The sequence below is a fragment of the Streptomyces sp. NPDC058691 genome (assembly GCF_042714775.1).
Lineage (GTDB): Bacteria > Actinomycetota > Actinomycetes > Streptomycetales > Streptomycetaceae > Actinacidiphila.
In genome coordinates this window covers 202,906-221,917 of the sequence record NZ_JBHXSO010000004.1, presented here as the reverse complement: position 1 = coordinate 221,917, position 19,012 = coordinate 202,906, and the positions used below count along the sequence as shown (strand labels likewise).

Below are 19,012 nucleotides of genomic sequence, written 5' to 3'. Positions count from 1 at the left end.
GGTGCGTACGCACCCGGCGGCACCGGCGTTCGGCGCTCCGTTCCTGTCAGGTCAGGTCAGATGTTCCAGACCTGGAACTCCGAGAGCTGACCCGCGGGCCAGCCGTCGTTGGCGGTGACCGTGACCCGGACGTAGCGCTGGGTGGACGCGGCGAAGGTGATCGTGACGGTGTTGCCTGCGCCCGGGCTGAAGTTGTAGGAGGCGGACGACTTCAGGGTGCTGAAGGTGCTGCCGTCGGCGCTGCCGGTGAGCGACAGCGTCTCGTTGCGGGCGCCCCAGCCGGACGGCAGCTTCAGGACGACCTTGCTCACGCTCTGTGCCGAGCCGAGGTCGACCTGTGCCCACTGCGGGAAGGCGTTGTTGGCGCTCTCCCAGTAGGTGGCCTGGTTGCCGTCGGTCAGGTTCGACGACGGGTAGACATCGGTGTGGCTGGACTCGCTGGTGGGCCGGCCGGCCGCCAGGTTGGTCGCCGTCGTGCCGCTGCCGGTGCCGGAGAGGGCGACGGTGGTGGGGCTGTTGGTCGCGTTGCTGTTGATCGTCAGAGTGCCGGTGCGGGTGCCGGACGCGGTCGGGGTGAAGGTCACCGCGATCGTGCAGCCGGCGCCGGCCGCGAGCGACGTGCCGCAGGCGTTGGTCTGAGCGAAGTCGCCTGAGGCGGTGACCGAGGAGATCGACGCGGTCGCGGTACCGGTATTGGTGACCGTCACGTTGCGCGCGGCGCTGGTGGTGCCGGGCGTCTGGGCCGCGAAGGTGAGCGAGGCCGGATCGACCGTCAGGGCCGCCGACGACGGGTTGCCGCCGCCGCTCGGGAAGACCTGGAGGTCGGACAACTGGGCGGCGTTCCAGCCGCTGTTGGCGGTCACGTTGATCCGCACGTAGCGGGTCGTCGCCGCCGGGAAGGTGATGGTCACCGTGTTGTTGTTGGCGTTCGGGTCGAAGGTCTGCGCGGCGGACGGCGCCAGGGTGGAGAAGGCGGAGCCGTCGGTGGAGCCCTGCACGGACAGGGTCTCGGTCCGGGTCGCCCACGCGGTGGCCGGCGGGAGCTTCAAAGTGGCCTTGCCGACGCTGTAGTTCTGGCCGAGGTCGACCTGAACCCACTGCGGGAAGGCGCCGTTGGCGCTCTCCCAGTACGTCGACGCGTCCGTGTCCGTGACATTGCCCGGGGCGAAGGTGCCGTTGGTGGAGCTCGCCGACGCGGGACGGCCGGCGGCGATGTTCGTGCCGCTGTCGATGCCGGTGCCGCCGAGCGCGACCGTGGTCGGGCTGTTGTTGGCGTTGCTGGTCACGGTCAGGGTGCCGTTGCGGGTGCCGCCCGCCGTGGGCTTGAAGGTGACGGTCACCGTGCAGGACGAACCGACCGGCAGGGAGGCGCAGTTGTTGGTCTGGCTGAAGTCACCGGTCGCCGCGACGGCCGAGACGGCGGCCGCGCTCGTTCCGGAGTTGGTCACGGTCACCGTCTGCGAGCCGGCCGTCGAGCCGACGACGGTACCCGGGAAGGACAGACTCGCCGGGTTGGTGTTCAGCACCGGGCCCGGCGCGATGCCGGTACCGGTCAGGGAGACGGTGCTGCTGTTGCCGCCCGCGGTGACGGTCAGGGTGCCGTTGCGTTGCCCGGTCTGGGTCGGCCTGAAGGTGACGCTGACGGTGCAGGAGCCGTTCGCCGGTACCGACGAGCCGCAGGTGTTGGTCTGCGTGAAGTCGCCCGAGGTGGCCAGTGCGGAGATGGCGGCGGCGGTGCCCGTCGGGTTGGACACCGTCACGGTCTGCGGGGCACTGCTCGAACCGGTGGCGCTGGAACCGAAGTTGAGTGCGCCCGGGGTGGTGGTGACTCCGGTGACCGGGTAGGGCGGGAAGACCGGGGCGGGGAAACCGCCGCAGAAGGGTGTCCCGGAGATGCCGGAGTTGCCGCCGCCGTCGGTGACGGCGAAGTTGGAGCCCTCACAGCTGTAGACGGGCGACGAGGCGCCGACGCCGGTCGCCGTGACATTGGTGAACGTGGCCGCGCCGCCGGTCTGCTCCTGGAGCGCGAACGTGCCCGTGCCGGCGATCGTCACATTGCTGAGGTGGACGCCGCTGACGGTGCCCTCGACCCACTGCACGGCCTCGTAGGGGCTCTGCTGGATCAGCGCGTTGGTCACGTTGATCGGTCCCGTGATGGCGCCCTGGCTGCCGTCGAACCACAGCGCGCCGACACCGAACTGCCAGTTCGGGTCGAGGCTGCCGTCCCGGATCATGGTGTTGTTGGTGATGTTGGTGGTGCCGACCGGCGTGGAGGTGAAGCGCTGGCCGACGTGGATGCCGCCGCCCTGCGCCAGTCCGGAGTCGACCACCAGGTTGCCGCTCACCGTGTTGTCGTGGCCGCCGTAGATCGCGATGCCGTTGGCCAGGATCTGCAGCTGCACGGTGTTGTTGGAGAAGGTGTCGTTGACATCGGCGCCGAGAGCGGAGTCCGCCCAGGTCGCCAGGCCGTCGTCACCGGTGTTGCGGATGTCGCTGTTGGTGACCGTCGAATTGGTCACGCCGCCGTGGAAGTTGACGCCGTCGGCGGTGGTGTTGCGGATCCGCATCCCGCTGAGGGTCAGCTTGTCCATCGGGCCGTCCATCCAGGCCCCGACCTTCATGTGGTCGATCCAGATGTTCGACGCGGAGGAGTTGCTCATCGCGCCGCCGATGCCGTTGACCTGGTCGCAGTCGTTGCGGGTGCCGACCTGGCCGAAGATCGCGAAGTCGGACAGATGGACACCGCTGCTGACCCCGCGGTTGCCGCCGACCCCACAACTGTCGGGCTCGCCGAGGCCGTAGAAGCCGGGCGCCGCACCGGTCACCGTCGAGTACCACATGCCCGCACCGGCGACGGTGACGTTGTTGACCGTGATGTGGCCGGGGATCTTGAACGTGCCCGGCGGTATCCACACCGTGCCGCCGGCTCCGGCCGCGCTGATGGCCGCGTTGAAGGCCGCCGTGGCATCGCTGCCACCGGTGGAGTCGGCGCCCTTGCTGGTGACCGACACCGAGCCGGCCGGCTGCGGGAGGGGCGCGCCGACCTGTTCGAAGTCGGCGAAGTCGATGGTGGTCGTGGTGCCGCCGGCGCCCACCTGGAGGGTGAAGGTGGTGCCCGCCGGATACGTCTGCGGCAGCAGCCGGTGGACCTCGTCGTAGAAGTGGTGCGGGTTGCTGCCGGGGGAGTTGGTGAACGGGTAGCTGCCGTAGTACCAGCTGTAGGCGTTGGTGAGGGTGAAGTCGGGCTGTGCCGTGCCGTTGATGGTGAACGACAGCGGGGCGGTGTACACGGAGCCGCCGGAGCCGTCCGGGATGCTGTAGCGGAAGTCGATGGAGTTGGTCGCCACGGGGGTGGTGAAGGTGACGAACTTTCCGCTGCCCTGCAGGGTCACCGCCTTGCGGTACGACGCCTCGTCCGCGAGCTCGCCGTACTTGAAACTCGGCCCGATCACCGTGCCGTTGGTCGTGGAGTTCTCCGCCTGCACCTCGACGTAGGGCAGGTTCGCGCCGCTGCCGCCGGTGGCTGTCGCGGCGAAGGCCGGGGTGGCGCTCAGCGCGAGCGCGCCGCCGGTGGTCAGCAGGGTCGTGCCGGCCATGACGGCGATCGTTCGTCTTAAGGCAGGCCGTCTCCGACCTCGAAGGATGGGGGGTACACGAAACATCACATGCTCCTTTCGGCGCAGAATGTCTGTTCTGCACCAGCGAGGTGGAGCGCCAATGCAAGGGGCACCGTAATGTCGCGGTTACTCGCCCGCAATATCTCCGCTCATTCTCGTGAGAAAGTAACTTTTTTGCGCAAGAAGCTGCGCTCTCCTGCAAGTGAGTATCTGGAATGGCTTATTAGTCGTTTTCTTGTCTAGTCAAGAGGGCGATAAGATCCGGGTATGGCATTGCGCAACGCGGTCATGGCGGCCCTCCTGGAGGGCGAAGCGTCCGGCTACGACCTGTCCAAGAGGTTCGACGCGTCGGTGGCCAACTTCTGGATGGCCACGCCCCAGCAGCTGTACAAGGAGCTGGACCGGATGGAGTCCCAGGGGCTGATCGAGGCCCGGGTCGTCCAGCAGGAACGCAGGCCCAACAAGCGGCTGTACTCACTGACCGGGGCCGGCCGGCAGGCTCTGCGCGACTTCACCGCGGAACCTCCCAGACCGACCGCCATCCGCGATGAGCTGCTGGTCAAGGTGCAGGCGGTGGACGAGGGCGACGCGACGGCCGTCCGTGCCGCGATCGCCGAGCAGCTGGAGTCGGCGCGCACCAAGCTGGCCCGCTACGACCTGGACCGTGCGCGCCTGCTCGCCGGGCGCACCGAGGAGCAGTTCCTCGCCGGGGCCGACCGGGTCGGCCCGTACCTGACCCTGATGCGGGGCCGTGCCTTCGAGACGGAGAACATCCGCTGGGCCGAGCGGGCGTTGGGCATCCTGGAGCAGCGGTCCTCGCTTCCGGCCTGACGGCAGGGCGGCCCTCCGCAGGTGCCGGGCCCCGGCCGGGTTCCCGGTCAGTCCGTGGTCTCGACCGGCAGTTCCAGGCGGACCTCGTAACCCCCCTCAGCCGTGGGCCCCGAGCTGAACGAGCCGTTCAGGAGCGCGGCCCGCTCGCGCAGTCCGACCAGGCCGTATCGCGCACTCGGCAGCGGAAGGGGCCGGCGGGTGGGCTGGTCGTTGGTGACCGTGGCGCGGACGACGCCCGCTTCGCGCCGGATCCGTACGGAGGCCCGTGCGCCGGGCGCGTGCTTGCGCACGTTGGTCAGGGCCTCCTGCACCGTGCGGTAGACGGCGCGCTGGACGGGCGCGGGGAGCCCTTTCGGGAGGTCCATGTCGAGGTCGGCCTCGATGCCGCTGCCGGCGACCAGCCGTTCGAGGTCGGACACGGACGGCTGCGGAGTCAGTTCGGTCGGACGGCTGCCGGCCGCCCGCAGGACGTCCACCATGTGCCGCAACTCGTCCAGGGTCTGCACGCTCAGTCGCCGGATCGTCCCCGCGGTCTCCTTGACGGACGCGTTCGGCGCGCCGACCTGCAGAGCTCCGGCCTGCACGGCGATCAGACTCACCTGATGGGAGACGACGTCGTGCATCTCCCGGGCCAACTGGGCGCGCTCCGTGGCCAGCACGGTCTGATCGGTGAGCAGGCGTTCGTGGTCGCGTGCCTCGGAGATCTCGCGGAGCCGGAGCGACAGGTCCCGACGGGCCTGCACGAGTTGTCCGAGGAAGAGCGGGGCGGCCGCCGTCGTCGCGGTGTAGCCGAGGGTGATGTAGGTCGCGGAATCGGTGAGGTCGAACTTCGGGCCCCAGGGGGGCACGTCGCAGAAGGTGAAGGCCACGCCGCACAACGCCAGCAGGGTGCGGCGCCGGGTGAAGGTGGCGAGCGTGTACAGGGCGGCCAGCGACGCGAAGACCGCGGAGGAGACGAGCACGGCGGGGAGCGTCAGCAGGAACGTCAGCAGCGGGCGGTGGCGTCGCAGCATCAGGGAGAGCGCGGCCGTCAGGGCCCAGGCCAGGCTGGCCGAGTCGTTGAAATGGACGTTGATGCGGACGTCGAGCAGCGCGAAGAAGACCAGGACCGCGTCCAGCAGCAGGGGAGGCGGGGTGCGGAAGGTCATCCGTCGGCCCGCCCGCACGGGCGGCGACGATGGCGACGATGGCATGGATCGGAGCGTCGCGGAACGGCACCGGCGCCCGCACAGGTGTGGCGGATGCGCCGGGCTCCCGTCGCCGGTCCCCGGACGGCCGAGGCCGGCAGATTCGTGCGCGCCGCACGGCATGGGGCCATGATCCGATCCCTACCACGCTCCGGGCCGCACGGCTTCCCCAGGCCGCCGCACCGGCCGGATGGCGGATGCCGTCCAGCCGGTCGGTGGAGGCGACGACCGCCGATCGCCGGATGTTCCCCGGGGCGCCGGGGCGCGACCCTGTAGACACACATCACGTATTACGCATCGCGGTCCACAGGCAGGCGTGTGACCTCCTCCGCTCTCGTCGTCACCTGAGTGGCGGCAGACAACCCGGGGGCCGTGTGGGAGAACGGTTGCCGGAGCCTCACAGCACGCCCCCGGTACCCGACCGGGAAAGGAAGGAGGCCACCGTATGGCGATCCACGTGACCCTTCTGTGCGCGGCCGCCGCGACCAGCGGACGCGAGGCGGTCTTCGGAGACGCGCCCGCGGGCAAGCAGCCTCCCGGCAGCGCGGCCCTGCCGGCGTTCGTCGCCCACCCGATGACCATCCGGGCGCCATCGACGCGCTGCGCACGGACCGCCGCGGCCCTCGGCCTCGAGCCGACGGTCGAACCCGCACTGCGGGACCTGGACTACGGGCGCTGGCAGGGGCGCACACGCGAGGAGATCGCAGCCGCCGAGCCCTACGGCCTGTCCTTGTGGCTGACCGATCCCGATGCCGCGCCGCACGGCGGGGAATCCGTCCGGCAGCTGTGCGACCGGGCCGCCGACTGGCTGATCAAACTGCCGCCCGGCACCCGCCCCACCCTGGCCATCGTCGACTCCGCCGTCATCCGCGCCCTGCTCGTGCACGCGCTCTCCGCCCCGGAGAGGACCTTCTGGCACCTCGACGTGCGGCCCCTGTCAGCGGTGTCGCTCGTTTCCACGGACAGCGGCTGGCAGGTCACCCCCGCCTACGATGCGGAATGGGACTCGCCTCGTCCGGCCGGGAACGTTCCACTCGCCGTCCACCGGACGCCGTTCGGCGCTCTCCGCCACCATGCGTCCCTGGACCAGGCGAAGGCGACGACACCGCCGCTCGTGTGACGCGCCACCCGGTGCAGGGGCCGCCGGTCGATGGGGCGACGACAGAGGCGCCTGATGCCGGACAGCCGGCACCGGGCGCCTCCCATCGCGTCAGGGTGTTGCGGTGACTTCCTTCATGCGCTCCTGGGTGACCTCGGTCATGATCGCCTGCAGGGTGGCTTCGTCGACGCCCACGCAGGCCGGGCGGTGCCCGGGCTGTGACACGCCGAAGACCCCGGCTCGGTGAGCGCGGGGCCTTCGGTCACTTCTCTGCCGGCAAGCGGCCTGGCGGCCCGTGATCAGATGCGGACGCCGAACTGGAACGGCATGTTGTTGATCGACTCGTAGCGGACGAGCGCGCCCGAGTGGGGAGCGTGCAGGACCATGCCGTTGCCCGCGTAGAGGCCGACGTGGTGCAGGTCGCCGTAGAAGAGGACCAGGTCGCCGGGCATCAGCTGACTCATCGACAGGCGCGTGCCGGCGTTGGCCTGGTCCTGCGAGGTCCGGGGTATGCGGACATCGGCCTGGGCGTAGGCCCAGGAGGTGAGGCCGGAGCAGTCGAAGGAGTCCGGACCCGCGTGGGTGAAGACGTACGGCGAGTTGATCTTGCTCTGGGCGGCCGCGAGGGCGGCGGCGGCGCGGCCGGAGGCCGGGGTGTCGTTGCCCAGGTCGACGCGCTCGTTGCCGCGGCTGGAACGGGCGTCCTCGGCGGCGGCGAGCGAGGTCCGCTGAGCGGCGGTGAGCGAGTTGAGGAGGGTTCGCGTCTCGGCGAGTTTGCCCTGGACTTCCCGCTTCTTCTTGCCCAGTTCGGTGCGGGTCCGGTCGAGCTCGGAGAGCTTGCTCGCCGCCTCCGCCTTCTGCTGATCGAGGGTGCGCTTCTTCTCCGCGATCTGCTGGAGCGCCTCGGCCTGCTTGGTGCTCAACGCTTCGAGGGTGGACGCCTTGTCGAGGTAGCTGTCCGGGTCGGCGGAGAGGAAGAGCTGCAGCGTCGGGTCGATGCCGCCGCTGCGGTACTGGGCGCTGGCGAGGGTGCCGAGCTCGTCCTGGAGGTCGTTGAGGTCGCTTTGCTGGCGGGCGACCTCGTCCTGGATGTCCTCGACCTGCTTCTGCAGTCGCTCCTGCTTCTCCGTCGCTCCGTTCAGTTTCTCGGTCGCCTGCTCCGTCTGCTCGTACAGGGCGTCGACCTTGGCCTTGACGCTCTTGACGGACTGCTTGGCGGGAGCGGCCTGGGCTGCCTGGGCGGAGATGGCCACGGCTGCGGCGGCGGTCGCGGTGAGCACGGTGACACGTGCGCGACTGGTCTGCTTGGGACGACGGTGGGACGCCACTCAGTCGAGCTCCTTCTTCCTCCAGCCGCCTGCCGTGTGCATCGGGAACCCTGGTTCCCCGGTTCCGAGCGTCGGCGTCCCCCTTACTGCGCACGCCACTTCGGATCGGCGGGACCCCCGCCGCCACCCCGATTGGGTGATCGACCGCGCGGAGGTTCGAGGTCTGACCCTAGTGACCATCTTGTGATCTGATCAAATCCCTGACGCAATAAAGTTGTGCCGCGGCGACTTTTCTTACGCGCATCACACGTACGGTGACGGCGAGTTGACGTGGAGTCGTCGCCATGGAGGCGTCGGCCCGGGTCGCCCGCGCGCCTGGACGGACCGGTCCGGGTTTCGCTGCGGGTCGCCCCGGGTCGCGCCGGAGGGGGTCGTTGGGATGGGCACTCGCCGGGGATACTGGCGACCATGCGTAGCGAGGCGGGGACGGCCAATCTCGCGCCTGCGAAGTTCTGAGGAAAACGGTAGCGGTCCCGGAGCACGTTAGTCCTGGTCAAAGGTCTGTGTAAGGTGGAAGTTCCCCGAAGAGGGCGGTTGGTTGCTTGATCTGCAGCGCCCATGAAGGGTCTCAGGGCGACCAGTGAGCTGTTTCCAACCTCAGGTCGACGCGTTGAGAACCGTTTCTCTATCGATCATGGTGAGCATCGGTTCGAGTGTGGCGACTCGGTCGGGTGATCTTCCGGATGTCCGGGCATGAGGGCAGGGCCTCCTGCACAGCTCATGGGTGTCGAATCCAATTGAGCAACAGGAGGCCCTGGGCTGCAGTCTTGCGTTCCGGTAGCGGCGGAGTCCAACTCGCTTCCTCTGTCGTGTGACTGTCTCGCGCACCGGTTCGGGAACGCCGTGGATCGCTCGCACAGGAGGCCGAAGTATCCATCTGACATGACGGACACGGAGTGGGCGGCCATGCGCGAGCTGCTGCCGGTGCCGGCGTGGATGGAGGGCCGGGGCGGGCAGCCGGAGGTCTACTGCCATCGGCAGATGCGCGATGCGGTCCGCTACCTGGTCGCGGGCGGTATCACGTGGCGGTCGATGCCCGCGGACTTCCCCGCGTGGGACCGCGTCTATGCATTCTGGCGACGCTGGCGCGACGAGGGCCTGATCGGTGAACTGCACGAACGGCTACGTGACCGCGTCCGCCAGAGCGAGGGCCGCGATCCGGAGCCGACCGCGGGCGTCATCGACGCGCAGTCGCTCAAGGGGGCGGCGTCGGTTCCGGCCGCCAGCAGGGGGTTTGACGGAGGGAAGAAGGTCAACGGACGCAAGCGCCACATCGTGGTGGACACCCTCGGGCTGCTACTGGTCGTGATGGTCACGGCCGCGTCCGTGACCGACCGTGAGGCTGCCGGCGCTCTGCCGGCCCGGCTGCGCGAACGGCACTGGCGCATCTCGCGCGTGTGGGCGGACGGCGGTTACACCGGTCAGCTGGTCGACGTCGCCCGCACCCTCTGGCGGATCGCGCTGACCGTGGTCAAGCGCACCGACGACACCCGCGGCTTCACCGTACTGCCCAAAGGCGGCTGGTGGAGCGGACGTTCGCGTGGCTGATGCGCTCTCGCCGCCTGGCCCGCGACTACGAGACCCGCACCGACAGCGCCGAAGCGATGATCCACTGGTCGATGAGCATGGTCATGAGCCGCCGGCTCGCCCGGCTCGGACGCTGAACATCCCCGGACTCTCTTCGGCCAGCCAGCCCCGCGCGACCAGGCGCTTGGCCTTCGACCGCACCCCTTCGACCATCGCCGGCACCGGCGCGAGCCCGAGCGCGACAGCAAGCTGACGGCAGTCCGCCGCCTCCCCGTCCCGGCCGGCCAGGATGTCCACGAGCCGCCGGTAGCCCGGCGCCAGCACCGCCGGCTCGAAGCCAGCCCGCCATGCCGGCACCACCGAACCGGGCGCCCCACCCGCAACCGGCACAGGCCGTTCGTCGGACGCGGCAACGGGCGCATCCTCACGCCCGCTCGATTCCGCCAAGACCTGGCCCACCGTCTCGCGGGCAGTCACGAATCGCTGCCACGTGGCTTCAGCGTCCCGCAACTCGACCCGCAGGATCTCCACCCTCTGACGAGCAGCACGCTCCCGCTCCTCCAACAGCCCCATCACCGACGGCATCCGGCACCCCACCCGAAAAGACGACACGACACACCATCCCTCCCGCCCAAGCACCGATCTCATGCCTGACCAGCGGAAACGTAGCTACCACCTTCGGAAAGACAACACCTTCTCAGTCTGAGGCAGGGCCCTGGTGCCGGCGTTGCGGATCGACTCGGGTGCCGCGGGAATAGACTGCCGCAATCCGGTGCAGGGCGGAGGGATCGCCGATCGGATCGCCCTGTACGACAACGACATCGGCGTCGTACCCCGGCTTCAGCTTGCCCTTGCGGTGGCCGAGACCGCAGACACCGGCGGCGACCGACGTCATACTCCGCAGGATGGCCATCCGGCCCATTCCGTATGCGGCCAGCCGATCCTGCGCGTACGGGAGCACATCGTGCGGTTTGTACGGGCCGATCCCCGCGTCCGAGCCCGCGACGATCACCGCTCCCGCCGCGTGCAGGGCCGCGAAGTTGGCTATGATTTCAGGCATTCTCCGGGATACGGCCGCGGGCACCACCGAGCCAGTTCCGGGTAGCGATCCGGCGGTGGCGCCGAGCGCGACGCGCTGGGAGACGATCCGCTCGACGAGTTCAGGCCCCGGCGCGACGACTCCTTCGGCCGACCAGAAACCGACGTGTTCCACACCATCCACCCCGGCCTCGATCGCGTCGAGTGCAGCGTCGTAACCGTGCGCGTGCGCGGTCACGGGGATCCCGTGCCGGTGCGCCTCCATGACAGCAGCACGCAGGGCTTCCCGGGCGAACTGTGATTGCTCCGGGAAGCTGGCCGACGTCATCGTGCCGCCGCTGGCCATGATCTTGACGATGTCGACACCACGTTCCACATGGGTACGCACCGCGACTCGGAGTTCGGCGGGGCTGGGCCCGACCTCACCGCCGAGGAAATGACAGTGCCCGGCCACGGTGGTCAGCGGCGGCCCGGCCGCCACGATGGTCGGCAGGTCCGTCGCGCCTCGCAGGGCCAGTGACAGGAAGTTTCGGTCGCCGAGGTCACGCACGGTCGTGATGCCAGCGCGCAATGCTGTCGTGGGCGCGACGCGCATCGCGGCCACGACAGCATCGTCGTCGCGATCGGCGAGTGACTTCACCGGGTCGGGGCTCGCGTCGAAGGCGAGGTGCACGTGGGGATCGATCAGACCGGGAATGAGGGTGGCGCCCGGAAAGTCCACGACGGTCTCTCCAAGCCGCAGATCCGCCGTACGGCCGATTCCGACTATTGTCGTTCCTTTGAGGATCACGACGGGGTCGTCCCACGGCATGACCGTTTCGCCGTCGAACAGCCGTGACGCCCGCAGCACCGTGGTGCCGTGATGTGCGGGTTCGTTCACCATAGACATGTACTTGACCTCAACTAATCGTTTCAGAATGCCGCCCGAAGCCGTCGGAGACAGATGATGGTGCAGGCAAGTTGGGGGAGACCTTGGCGGAGGTCGGCGCGTCGCTCGTAGCGGATGCGGAGTTGTTTGAACTGGTGCAGCCAGGCGAATGTGCGCCGAGCAGGACGACGGGCAGCTGAACACCCCGCGGAACGGCGACCGCCACCGCCAGTCCTGACGGCGCTTCGGCGCGGAGAATGCGGCCCAGTTCGTCGGACCACGCCTCAAGTTGTGCATACGTGAGCCGCTCGGTGCCGCACTCGACGGCGACGGCCGTCGGCCTCATCCTGGACACTTCCCTGATCAGCCCGGGCACTCCCGCAGGGAAGGAAAGGGACGTCCGTCGACCTGCTACCTCGGCTATGGCAGGGTTCAGTTGGGGCCGCACATGTGCTCCACTTGCTTGAAGCTGATTTCAGCGCGAAAGCTATAGAGGGTGCGAAGCACAACACAAGGGCCTTTAATGACATCCTAACTCGTCTGTCGCGTTCGGAATGGAATGTGCAGGCCGTCACACGTCTCGGCCAACCAGACCGGATGGGCAGATTTGTGGGTATTCGTCAGTCGCAGGTCACAGGCCGACGCGAAGGGCGTGATCGTGTGGGACCTGAGTCTCGACTCGACGGTGTGCCATGCCGATCAACATGCGGCCCAGGCCCGGAAACCGAGTGACTGCGGAAGGAACCGCCGGGAGCATTCTTCAGCGAACCCGTCCATCACGGGCTGGCACGCTCGCGTGGCGGATGACACCGCCAAGCCTTTCCCGGCCGTCGAACAGGACCGAAAACCCATGCCGATCATGATCACCGCCGGGCAACGCGGCGACTGGCCGCAGATCGAGCCCGTCCTGAAGAAGGTGCCTACCTCGTACCGGGCCGGGTCGGACCCGGCCGGCAGCGTGTCCGTCCTGACCGTGTGCGCGCCGACAAGGCGCTGTTCCTGCCCGTCACATCGTGCTTGTCACAGCCGACGTGATCGGTGATCTCGCCCTCCAGGGCCGACTCCAGCACCCGCCTGGTCAACTGCTGCAACAGCCCGCCCTCACCGGTCAGCTGCAGCCCTTCGGAACGGGCCCGGTCGACGAGCATCGCGACCAACTGATCGTCCGACACCGCCTCCGCAGCCGGCTCGATGACCGGCTCCTCCACGGCCTCGTGCTCGGTGATGGTCTCGCTCATCAGGCATCTCCTTGATCATCGGATTCGCCGCCTATCGGACACTCTCGTAAGTCCGGACCTGATGGGTCATCGCGAGCGGGGCGGGGTCCGACCCACGGGCCTGGTCCCGGTGCGTGATCCGGTTGCCGGAACTTGGCGCCCGTTAGTTCTTCGTATGAATGCCGAAGCCGGGCTACCCCGTCGCGCACAGGTACTGCTGAACTTGCTGCCGGGACGGTCCACGCCGAAAAGAAACCGCGTCAGGTCGGCCTCCGACGCCACCGGTCAGGCCGGTGAACTGGACCATCCCTCCCCCGATTCTCGAAGAGAACGCAATGACGACTGTCTATGATCTTGTGGCCGCTCAGGCCGAACGTGTTCCCACCGCCACAGCGGTCATCGCGGGCGAACGCCGGACCAGCTATCAGGAGCTGACGGCCATGGCCGCCCGATTCGCGCAGGGCCTGGCCGAGCCCGCGGCGAACCTGATCGGTGTCTGTCTCCCCCGCGATGAGCGGATGGTCGCGGGGATTCTCGCGGTGTGGCGGGCAGGGTGCGGTTACGTCCCGCTCGACCCGCTAATGCCGTTGTCCCGCCTGAAGGAAATGGTCCAGCTGGCGGCGATCCGGTACGTGCTGACCACCCGCGAGCTGGCCCCCACCTGCGCGGCGACTGGTGCCCAGCCCGTCATCGTCGAGGACCTGAACGACAGCGGCGGCGCCCCTGTCCCAGCGGACGGTCTCGCGTACGTCCTGTTCACGTCCGGCTCCACCGGCGCACCCAAGGGTGTGGCGGTCGAGCACTCCTCAGTGGTCGCCTTCCTGCGGTGGGTGGAACGCACGAGCGATCCCGCGCATCTGCGAGCGGGACTGGCCACTGCATCGCTCAGCTTCGACGCATCGGTCCACCAGATCTTCGGGCCGTTGAGCACCGGAGGTTCCGTAGTCCTGGCCGACGACATCCTTGCCCTGCCGACGCTACCGGCCCGCCACGAGGTCACGATGATCGGCGCGCCGCCTTCTGCGATCGCCGCCCTGCTGGAACAGCCACTGCCCAGCGGGGTGCGCCGGGTGAACCTCGGTGGCGAGGTGGCCACTCGCTCGCTAGTCGATCGTCTGTACGCACAGCCGGGCGTGGAGACCGTCGTCAACGTGTACGGGCCGACCGAGTGCACCGTCTTCTGCGCCACACACGTCATCGGCCGGGCGGAGAAGGGGAACCCGCCCATCGGACAGCCCGTCGCCGGCAGCGAGCTGACCGTCCGCGACGCCGATCAGCGGGTGGTCGCCGACGGGACACCTGGCGAGCTGTGGGTGGCAGGACCACTCGTCGCCCGCGGCTATCTCGGCGCACCGGAGCTGACTGCCGAGCGATTCGTCGAGGACCCCGCCTCCCTGGGTGCGCGGCGCTACCGCACCGGCGACCTCGTCCGCCGCGTCGATGGTGTCCTGCACTACCTCGGCCGCTTGGACGACCAGGTCAAGGTGCGCGGTTTCCGGGTGGAGTTCGGCGAGGTCGAGTCCGCACTGGCCGCGCACCCGGGCGTGCGCAACGCCGTGGCCACCGCCCCGGCGGACCCCCAGGGCGTCCGCACGCTGCACGCCTATGTGGAGGCGCCGGCGGGGACCACGCCGGTCACCGAGGCCGAGCTTCACGATCACCTGCGCGACAGGCTGCCCGACTACATGGTCCCCGCTCGCATCATGGTGCTGGAGAACCTGCCCCTGAACTCGAGCGGCAAGGCGGACCGGGCAGCACTGCCTCCCATCCCCGCCACCGGCGGCACCGGTGGCGGCGACGGTGAGCAGCCGCACGGCGCGGTCGAGGAGCAGGTGGCCGCCATCATCGCGGACGTGCTGGGCCTGCCCCGGGTGGGCCGGTCGGACCGGTTCGACGTTCTGGGTGGCAATTCGCTGGCCGCCGCCCGGGTGGTCGGCCGCGTCCGTGCGGAACTGGGCACCGCGGTCCAGCCCGGAGCGTTCCTGACCGAGCCGACCGTGGCGGGCCTGGCGCGCCGGCTGGCTGATGCCGGGACGGCCCTACCACCACCGGTGCGGCATGTCGGCGCCGCGAGTGTGCCGTTGACCGACATGCAGCGCCAGCTGTGGATGACCCGCCAGGTCAGCGGCTTTCCCGGCGCCACTGCAGAAGCGTTTGCGATCGGCATCACCGGCCGGGTCGACTCGGCCGCCCTGACCGCCGCCCTGAACGCTCTCGTCGTCCGACACGAGGCGCTGCGCACGGTGGTGCGGGCGAACGGGACGGAGGTGACGGGCGAGGTCCGCCCGCCGGCCGGGGTCCCGTTCGCCGAGTACGACGCGCAGGCCATGAGCGACGAGGAGATCCACTCCGTCCTCGACGAGACAGCCCGGCAGCCTTTCGCGCTCGACGTCGACGTGCCGCTGCTGCGCGCCGCCTTGGTCCGGACCGCGGAGGACACGGCCACCCTGGTCATCGCGGTGGACCACGTGGCCTTCGACGGCTGGTCCGCCGGCATCCTTCTGCAGGAACTGGCCACGCACCTCGCCGGGTCCGAGCAGTCGATGGCGGAACCAGCCGTGCAGTTGAGTGACGTGGCCCGCTGGGAACAAACGTTGTTCGCCGCGAACACCACCGCCGATCGGGAGTTCTGGACGAAGGAACTGGCCGGCGCGCGGCCACCGTACGACGTGTCCCGCCGTGCCCGCAACGGTGCTCTGAGCTGCCGGGGAAAGCGCCTGAGCCGTCCACTCGCACCGGAGACGGTTGACGCGGTGCGCAAGCTGGGTTCACTCAGTGGGCTGAGCCCCTTCGCGGTGTACTTGGCGGCGTTGGACGTGCTGCTCGCCAGGTGGACCGGGACCCGTGACGTACTCGTCGGGGTGCCGGCGGCGCGACGCGATGTGGTGGAACTCGATCACGTGGTCGGTCCGTTGATCGCGACCCTGCCCGTCCGGGTGCGGTGGGAACCCGAGCAGAGCTTCCGGACGGTGGTGGCAGAAGCGGCGCTGGCGCGCAACCGCTCACTGACGCACCGCGATCTGCCGTCCGCGGCACTGTCGGACGCAGCCGACTCCGCGGGCGTGGTGCGGCCACCGGGAGTACCGCTGACCCCGGTGGTCCTGTCGGTGCGCCCGTCCGGGATGCCGGTACGCCTGCGGTCAGGTGCCGCGGAGCTCCATGTGCTCGGCGAGCGGGACTCCGGCGCGGCTCCCAACGAAGCCACCTTCCTCGTCAACGACACGATCGCCGGGAGCGAGGTGCAGCTTTGCTACGACGTGGAGCGCTTCGATCAGGCGACCGCCTCGGCGTTGCTCGATGGATTCTGCCAGGTCCTCACCGAGGGCAGCGCCCATCCCGACCGCGTCTGCTCGGCACTCGCGGTGCCCGTTCCGCCATCGCATGAGCCGGATGCGCTCCCCGGGGCGCAGCGCGAGCCGGCGGGGCGCAAGCGGGTGGAGCCCGCGACCGTGGTGGAGGAGTTTCTGGCGGCAACGTGGGAACAGGTGCTCGGAGTGCAGGGGGTGGCCGCTTCCGACTCCTTCTTCGACTGCGGGGGCAACTCGATGACCGCGATCCGGGTGACCAGGGAGATCTTCGACGCGTTGGGCGTCGACGTGTCCGTCCGCACCGTGTTCGAGTTTCCGGTGCTGGTCGATCTGGCCACGGTGGTCGAGCAACGGGCACTCGCCGCGCTGGCGACCGAGGAGGGAGTCGCGCGATGAGCGCGGCCACCGGCACATCCTCCGGCAACGACCAGCAGCGGCCGAGGACACTCGGCAGTTGTCCGGTGGTTAACCGATGCGGCATCGCATGGCCGAGGACGCAGACAACTCGGGCTTGCTGCGACCCGTCCTGAGTGCCGTTCGACTGGTTTGGGCTGGTCGAATTCGTCGGACCGGAACCCGATTCAGATGCGCCCTGCTGCGCCTCGCGGCGGGCGCCGCAGTCATGATCAAAATTTGGAGCTACGTTGAATCACTCACGACTTCGGAACCGTGTGCGGGGGCTGCGGTCCGATCTGGTCCCGAGCATTGCCGGTGTGGCCGACGCGACGGGCGGCAGTGTGCTGGGGCGGATCATCTTCGCCGAAAGGCCGGCCGAGCCCACCTTGGTCGATGGGATCCCCTGCCTGACCACCCACATGGCGAACGGGAGTTGTGCTCCGGTCGAGGAGGTCTGGCAGACCGACCGACCCGGGCGCTCCGGCACGTCGGGGGACGCTGTCTATTCCGAGGACGGCGAGTACCTGTTCTACGCCGTACGTCTCGGGCCGCAGCCGGTGTACCGGGAGCGTGTACGCGAATTGTACGATGACGCCCTGCGGTTCGTGTGGGAAAGCGGCTATACCCACCTGGTACGCATGTGGAACCTGATCGGCGACATCACCGGCCCGAACGCGGAAGGCGTGGAGATCTACCGCGACTTCTGCGTCGGCCGGGCCGAAGCATTCGCTGCTTGGGCCGGACAGTTCCCACAGCTGCCGGCGGCCACCGGAATCGGCACGCTCAGTCCCGGCATCGACCTCTGTGTCCTGGCCGCGAAACAGGGCCGGACCGTCCACCTGGAAAATCCGCGGCAGACCCCGGCCTACCGGTACCCGGCGCGGTATGGGCCGAAGTCTCCGAGCTTCGCCCGCGCGACGTTCCTGCGGGGGCAGCAGACGGGGAGCGTGTTCGTGTCGGGCACGGCCAGCATCCTGGGCGAGGACACCGTGCACGCGGACGACGTCACACGGCAGACCCTCGAGACCCTTTGCAACATCGACGCACTCGTCGGTCGCGACAACCTGCGCCGGCACGGCGTGGAAGGCCACGGTTACGCCGCGCGGGATCTCGACCAGGTCAAGGTCTACGTCCGCGATCCCGAGCACCTTGCCACCGTTCGCGACATCTGCGCGCAGGTGTTCCGCGCTGATTCCGAGATCGCCTACTTCAACGTCGACGTGTGCCGGCCCGACCTGCTCGTGGAGATCGAGGGGGTGTGCCGGCAACGCCCGGCCAGTTCGGACCCGGATTCGCGAGTCGTCGCTGAGCTGATGTCGGATGTCGATGGTGTCGGGGTATCGGGTCGGGAGCCGGGCAGCTCCGAATCGGGCGAGTATGTCGGCGAGTAGGCCGTGGCCGGAGCAGGGTGAGGTGGGCGGCGCGGTGACCGCGGCAGGCTCGACCACTGCGTCCGAGCCGAGCGACTCGGACGAGTTCGACCCGCGATCACACCGCCGCGCTACTGGTGGGTTCTTCGATCACGGGAAGGTGTCGGCATGCCACAGATAACGGTCCAGTACCCGGAAGCCCTGGCGGCGGGTTTCGATAGGAGAGGGTTCGCCTTGGCCGCGCACGCTGCGGCCTCCGACCTGATCAGTAGCGCGCTGGGGGGATTCAAGACCCGGTTCCTCGCCCTCGACGAGACTGTTGTCGGCGACGGAAGCCCCCACCACCACATGGTTCACGCAATCGTCGACATCCTGCCAGGCCGTCCTGAGGAGCTGAAGGAACGCTTGGGAAAACTGATACTGGGCCTGCTCAAGGAGCACCTCACGATCCCCAGTGCACACTCCGTCCAAGTAACCACTGAGATTCGGGAACTGCAGGGGTATTACCAGCTCGTTCTCCCCTGATCTCGGTCATGGGCGGGACTGTATGCGCCAGGGTCCAGAGGTCATCAGGCTTCGACGGCGGATAGGCGAGACAATCGTTTTCCCTCACTCCGAGGGGCGGGATTAGATATTATGGATACCATGCTGCACTGTACTGAATGTGATTACGAGTACGATCTGGCGTTGGCCGATAAAGTGTCGGTGCTGACCCACCACTATGTCTCCGAATACGTGGAACTGTTGCGCGCCGACCCTGTCGTACTCCGACGACGCGCCGCACCTCAGCTCTGGAGTCCCCTCGAGTACGCCTGTCACATGCGCGATGTGCTGTTCGTCCAGCGAGAACGGCTACTTGCCGCGCGACGCAGCGACTCGCCGGTCACCGAGCCGATGGGGCGGGACGAGCGGGTTGAACACGACGGATACATTCAGCAGGAACCAGCCGATGTCGCTCGTCAACTGCACGACGCGGCCCTGCTGTTCACCCACGGACTCGACCAGCTCGGACCCGCGGACTGGGAACGCACTCTGAGCGTCCCCTACCCCGAGATGGCCGTGCGATCCCTGCGTTGGTTCGCAGTGCACACGCTGCACGAGTTGCGGCATCACCGACTCGATATTCGCCGCCAGCTGGAACACGCGTAGGCGGCTCCATCCTGTCATCGCCGGAATCCGAGACGACGAACTCGCCGATGAGGCGATCCACAAGCGGTTCCCGCGAC

Annotated in this window: 14 protein-coding genes and 2 pseudogenes; 8 read left to right on the top strand and 8 right to left on the bottom strand. The window is 68.7% G+C overall.

Features of this window, described 5'->3' with window-relative positions:
- Positions 1–56: 56 nt before the first annotated feature.
- Positions 57–3,596, bottom strand: coding sequence for a choice-of-anchor D domain-containing protein (locus ACFWVC_RS05110; RefSeq protein WP_384277656.1), 3,540 nt, complete (start codon positions 3,594–3,596; stop codon positions 57–59).
- 288 nt (positions 3,597–3,884) lie between these two features.
- Between ACFWVC_RS05110 and ACFWVC_RS05105 the strand changes: the two genes are divergently transcribed.
- The gene (locus ACFWVC_RS05105; protein ID WP_384277649.1) at positions 3,885–4,448 is read left to right on the top strand and encodes a PadR family transcriptional regulator; all 564 of its coding nucleotides are present in this window, start codon (positions 3,885–3,887) and stop codon (positions 4,446–4,448) included.
- A 47-nt stretch (positions 4,449–4,495) separates the two neighbouring features.
- Here the strand turns inward: ACFWVC_RS05105 and ACFWVC_RS05100 are convergent, their stop codons facing one another.
- Positions 4,496–5,596, bottom strand: coding sequence for a sensor histidine kinase (locus tag ACFWVC_RS05100; RefSeq protein WP_384277699.1), 1,101 nt, complete (start codon positions 5,594–5,596; stop codon positions 4,496–4,498).
- Positions 5,597–6,080: 484 nt separating this feature from the next.
- On the opposite strand from ACFWVC_RS05100, the gene ACFWVC_RS05095 reads away from it, so the two are divergent.
- The gene (locus ACFWVC_RS05095) at positions 6,081–6,755 is read left to right on the top strand and encodes a histidine phosphatase family protein (RefSeq protein ID WP_384277643.1); all 675 of its coding nucleotides are present in this window, start codon (positions 6,081–6,083) and stop codon (positions 6,753–6,755) included.
- A 278-nt stretch (positions 6,756–7,033) separates the two neighbouring features.
- Here the strand turns inward: ACFWVC_RS05095 and ACFWVC_RS05090 are convergent, their stop codons facing one another.
- On the bottom strand, positions 7,034–8,062 hold the full coding sequence (locus ACFWVC_RS05090; protein WP_384277637.1) for an NlpC/P60 family protein: 1,029 nt from the start codon (positions 8,060–8,062) through the stop codon (positions 7,034–7,036).
- An 882-nt stretch (positions 8,063–8,944) separates the two neighbouring features.
- On the opposite strand from ACFWVC_RS05090, the gene ACFWVC_RS05085 reads away from it, so the two are divergent.
- Positions 8,945–9,610, top strand: coding sequence for an IS5 family transposase (locus ACFWVC_RS05085; protein ID WP_384277630.1), 666 nt, complete (start codon positions 8,945–8,947; stop codon positions 9,608–9,610).
- Positions 9,586–9,726, top strand: coding sequence for a hypothetical protein (locus tag ACFWVC_RS05080; protein WP_384277624.1), 141 nt, complete (start codon positions 9,586–9,588; stop codon positions 9,724–9,726). Before ACFWVC_RS05085 ends, ACFWVC_RS05080 begins: the two co-directional genes overlap by 25 nt.
- On the opposite strand, the gene ACFWVC_RS05075 is transcribed toward ACFWVC_RS05080, so the two are convergent.
- From ACFWVC_RS05075 to ACFWVC_RS05055, 5 genes and pseudogenes are all read right to left on the bottom strand, one after another.
- The gene (locus ACFWVC_RS05075) at positions 9,692–10,174 is read right to left on the bottom strand and encodes a hypothetical protein (protein WP_384277617.1); all 483 of its coding nucleotides are present in this window, start codon (positions 10,172–10,174) and stop codon (positions 9,692–9,694) included. The genes ACFWVC_RS05080 and ACFWVC_RS05075 overlap by 35 nt on opposite strands.
- Before the next feature lie 112 nt (positions 10,175–10,286).
- Positions 10,287–11,516: an amidohydrolase family protein gene (locus ACFWVC_RS05070; RefSeq protein WP_384277610.1), complete on the bottom strand. Its 1,230-nt coding sequence runs from the start codon at positions 11,514–11,516 to the stop codon at positions 10,287–10,289.
- A gap of 23 nt (positions 11,517–11,539) precedes the next feature.
- Positions 11,540–11,671: pseudogene (locus tag ACFWVC_RS05065) on the bottom strand (IS5/IS1182 family transposase); the annotation flags it as partial.
- 20 nt (positions 11,672–11,691) lie between these two features.
- Positions 11,692–11,841: pseudogene (locus ACFWVC_RS05060) on the bottom strand (hypothetical protein); the annotation flags it as partial.
- A gap of 574 nt (positions 11,842–12,415) precedes the next feature.
- Positions 12,416–12,733 carry a hypothetical protein gene (locus ACFWVC_RS05055; protein ID WP_384277604.1) on the bottom strand — a complete coding sequence of 106 codons (318 nt, stop codon included), beginning with the start codon at positions 12,731–12,733 and terminating at the stop codon, positions 12,416–12,418.
- Between the two features lie 314 nt (positions 12,734–13,047).
- Here ACFWVC_RS05055 and ACFWVC_RS05050 point away from each other — a divergent pair, with 314 nt between their 5' ends.
- The 4 genes from ACFWVC_RS05050 (at position 13,048) to ACFWVC_RS05035 (ending at position 18,935) form a co-directional block, all read left to right on the top strand.
- Positions 13,048–16,416: an amino acid adenylation domain-containing protein gene (locus ACFWVC_RS05050; RefSeq protein ID WP_384277598.1), complete on the top strand. Its 3,369-nt coding sequence runs from the start codon at positions 13,048–13,050 to the stop codon at positions 16,414–16,416.
- Between the two features lie 317 nt (positions 16,417–16,733).
- Positions 16,734–17,807 (top strand): FkbO/Hyg5 family chorismatase, encoded by a 1,074-nt coding sequence (locus ACFWVC_RS05045; protein WP_384277592.1) that lies wholly within the window; start codon positions 16,734–16,736, stop codon positions 17,805–17,807.
- Between the two features lie 147 nt (positions 17,808–17,954).
- The gene (locus ACFWVC_RS05040) at positions 17,955–18,311 is read left to right on the top strand and encodes an isomerase (protein ID WP_384277587.1); all 357 of its coding nucleotides are present in this window, start codon (positions 17,955–17,957) and stop codon (positions 18,309–18,311) included.
- A 120-nt stretch (positions 18,312–18,431) separates the two neighbouring features.
- Complete coding sequence (locus ACFWVC_RS05035) at positions 18,432–18,935, top strand: DinB family protein (protein ID WP_384277581.1); 504 nt, start codon at positions 18,432–18,434, stop codon at positions 18,933–18,935.
- Positions 18,936–19,012 lie beyond the last annotated feature (77 nt).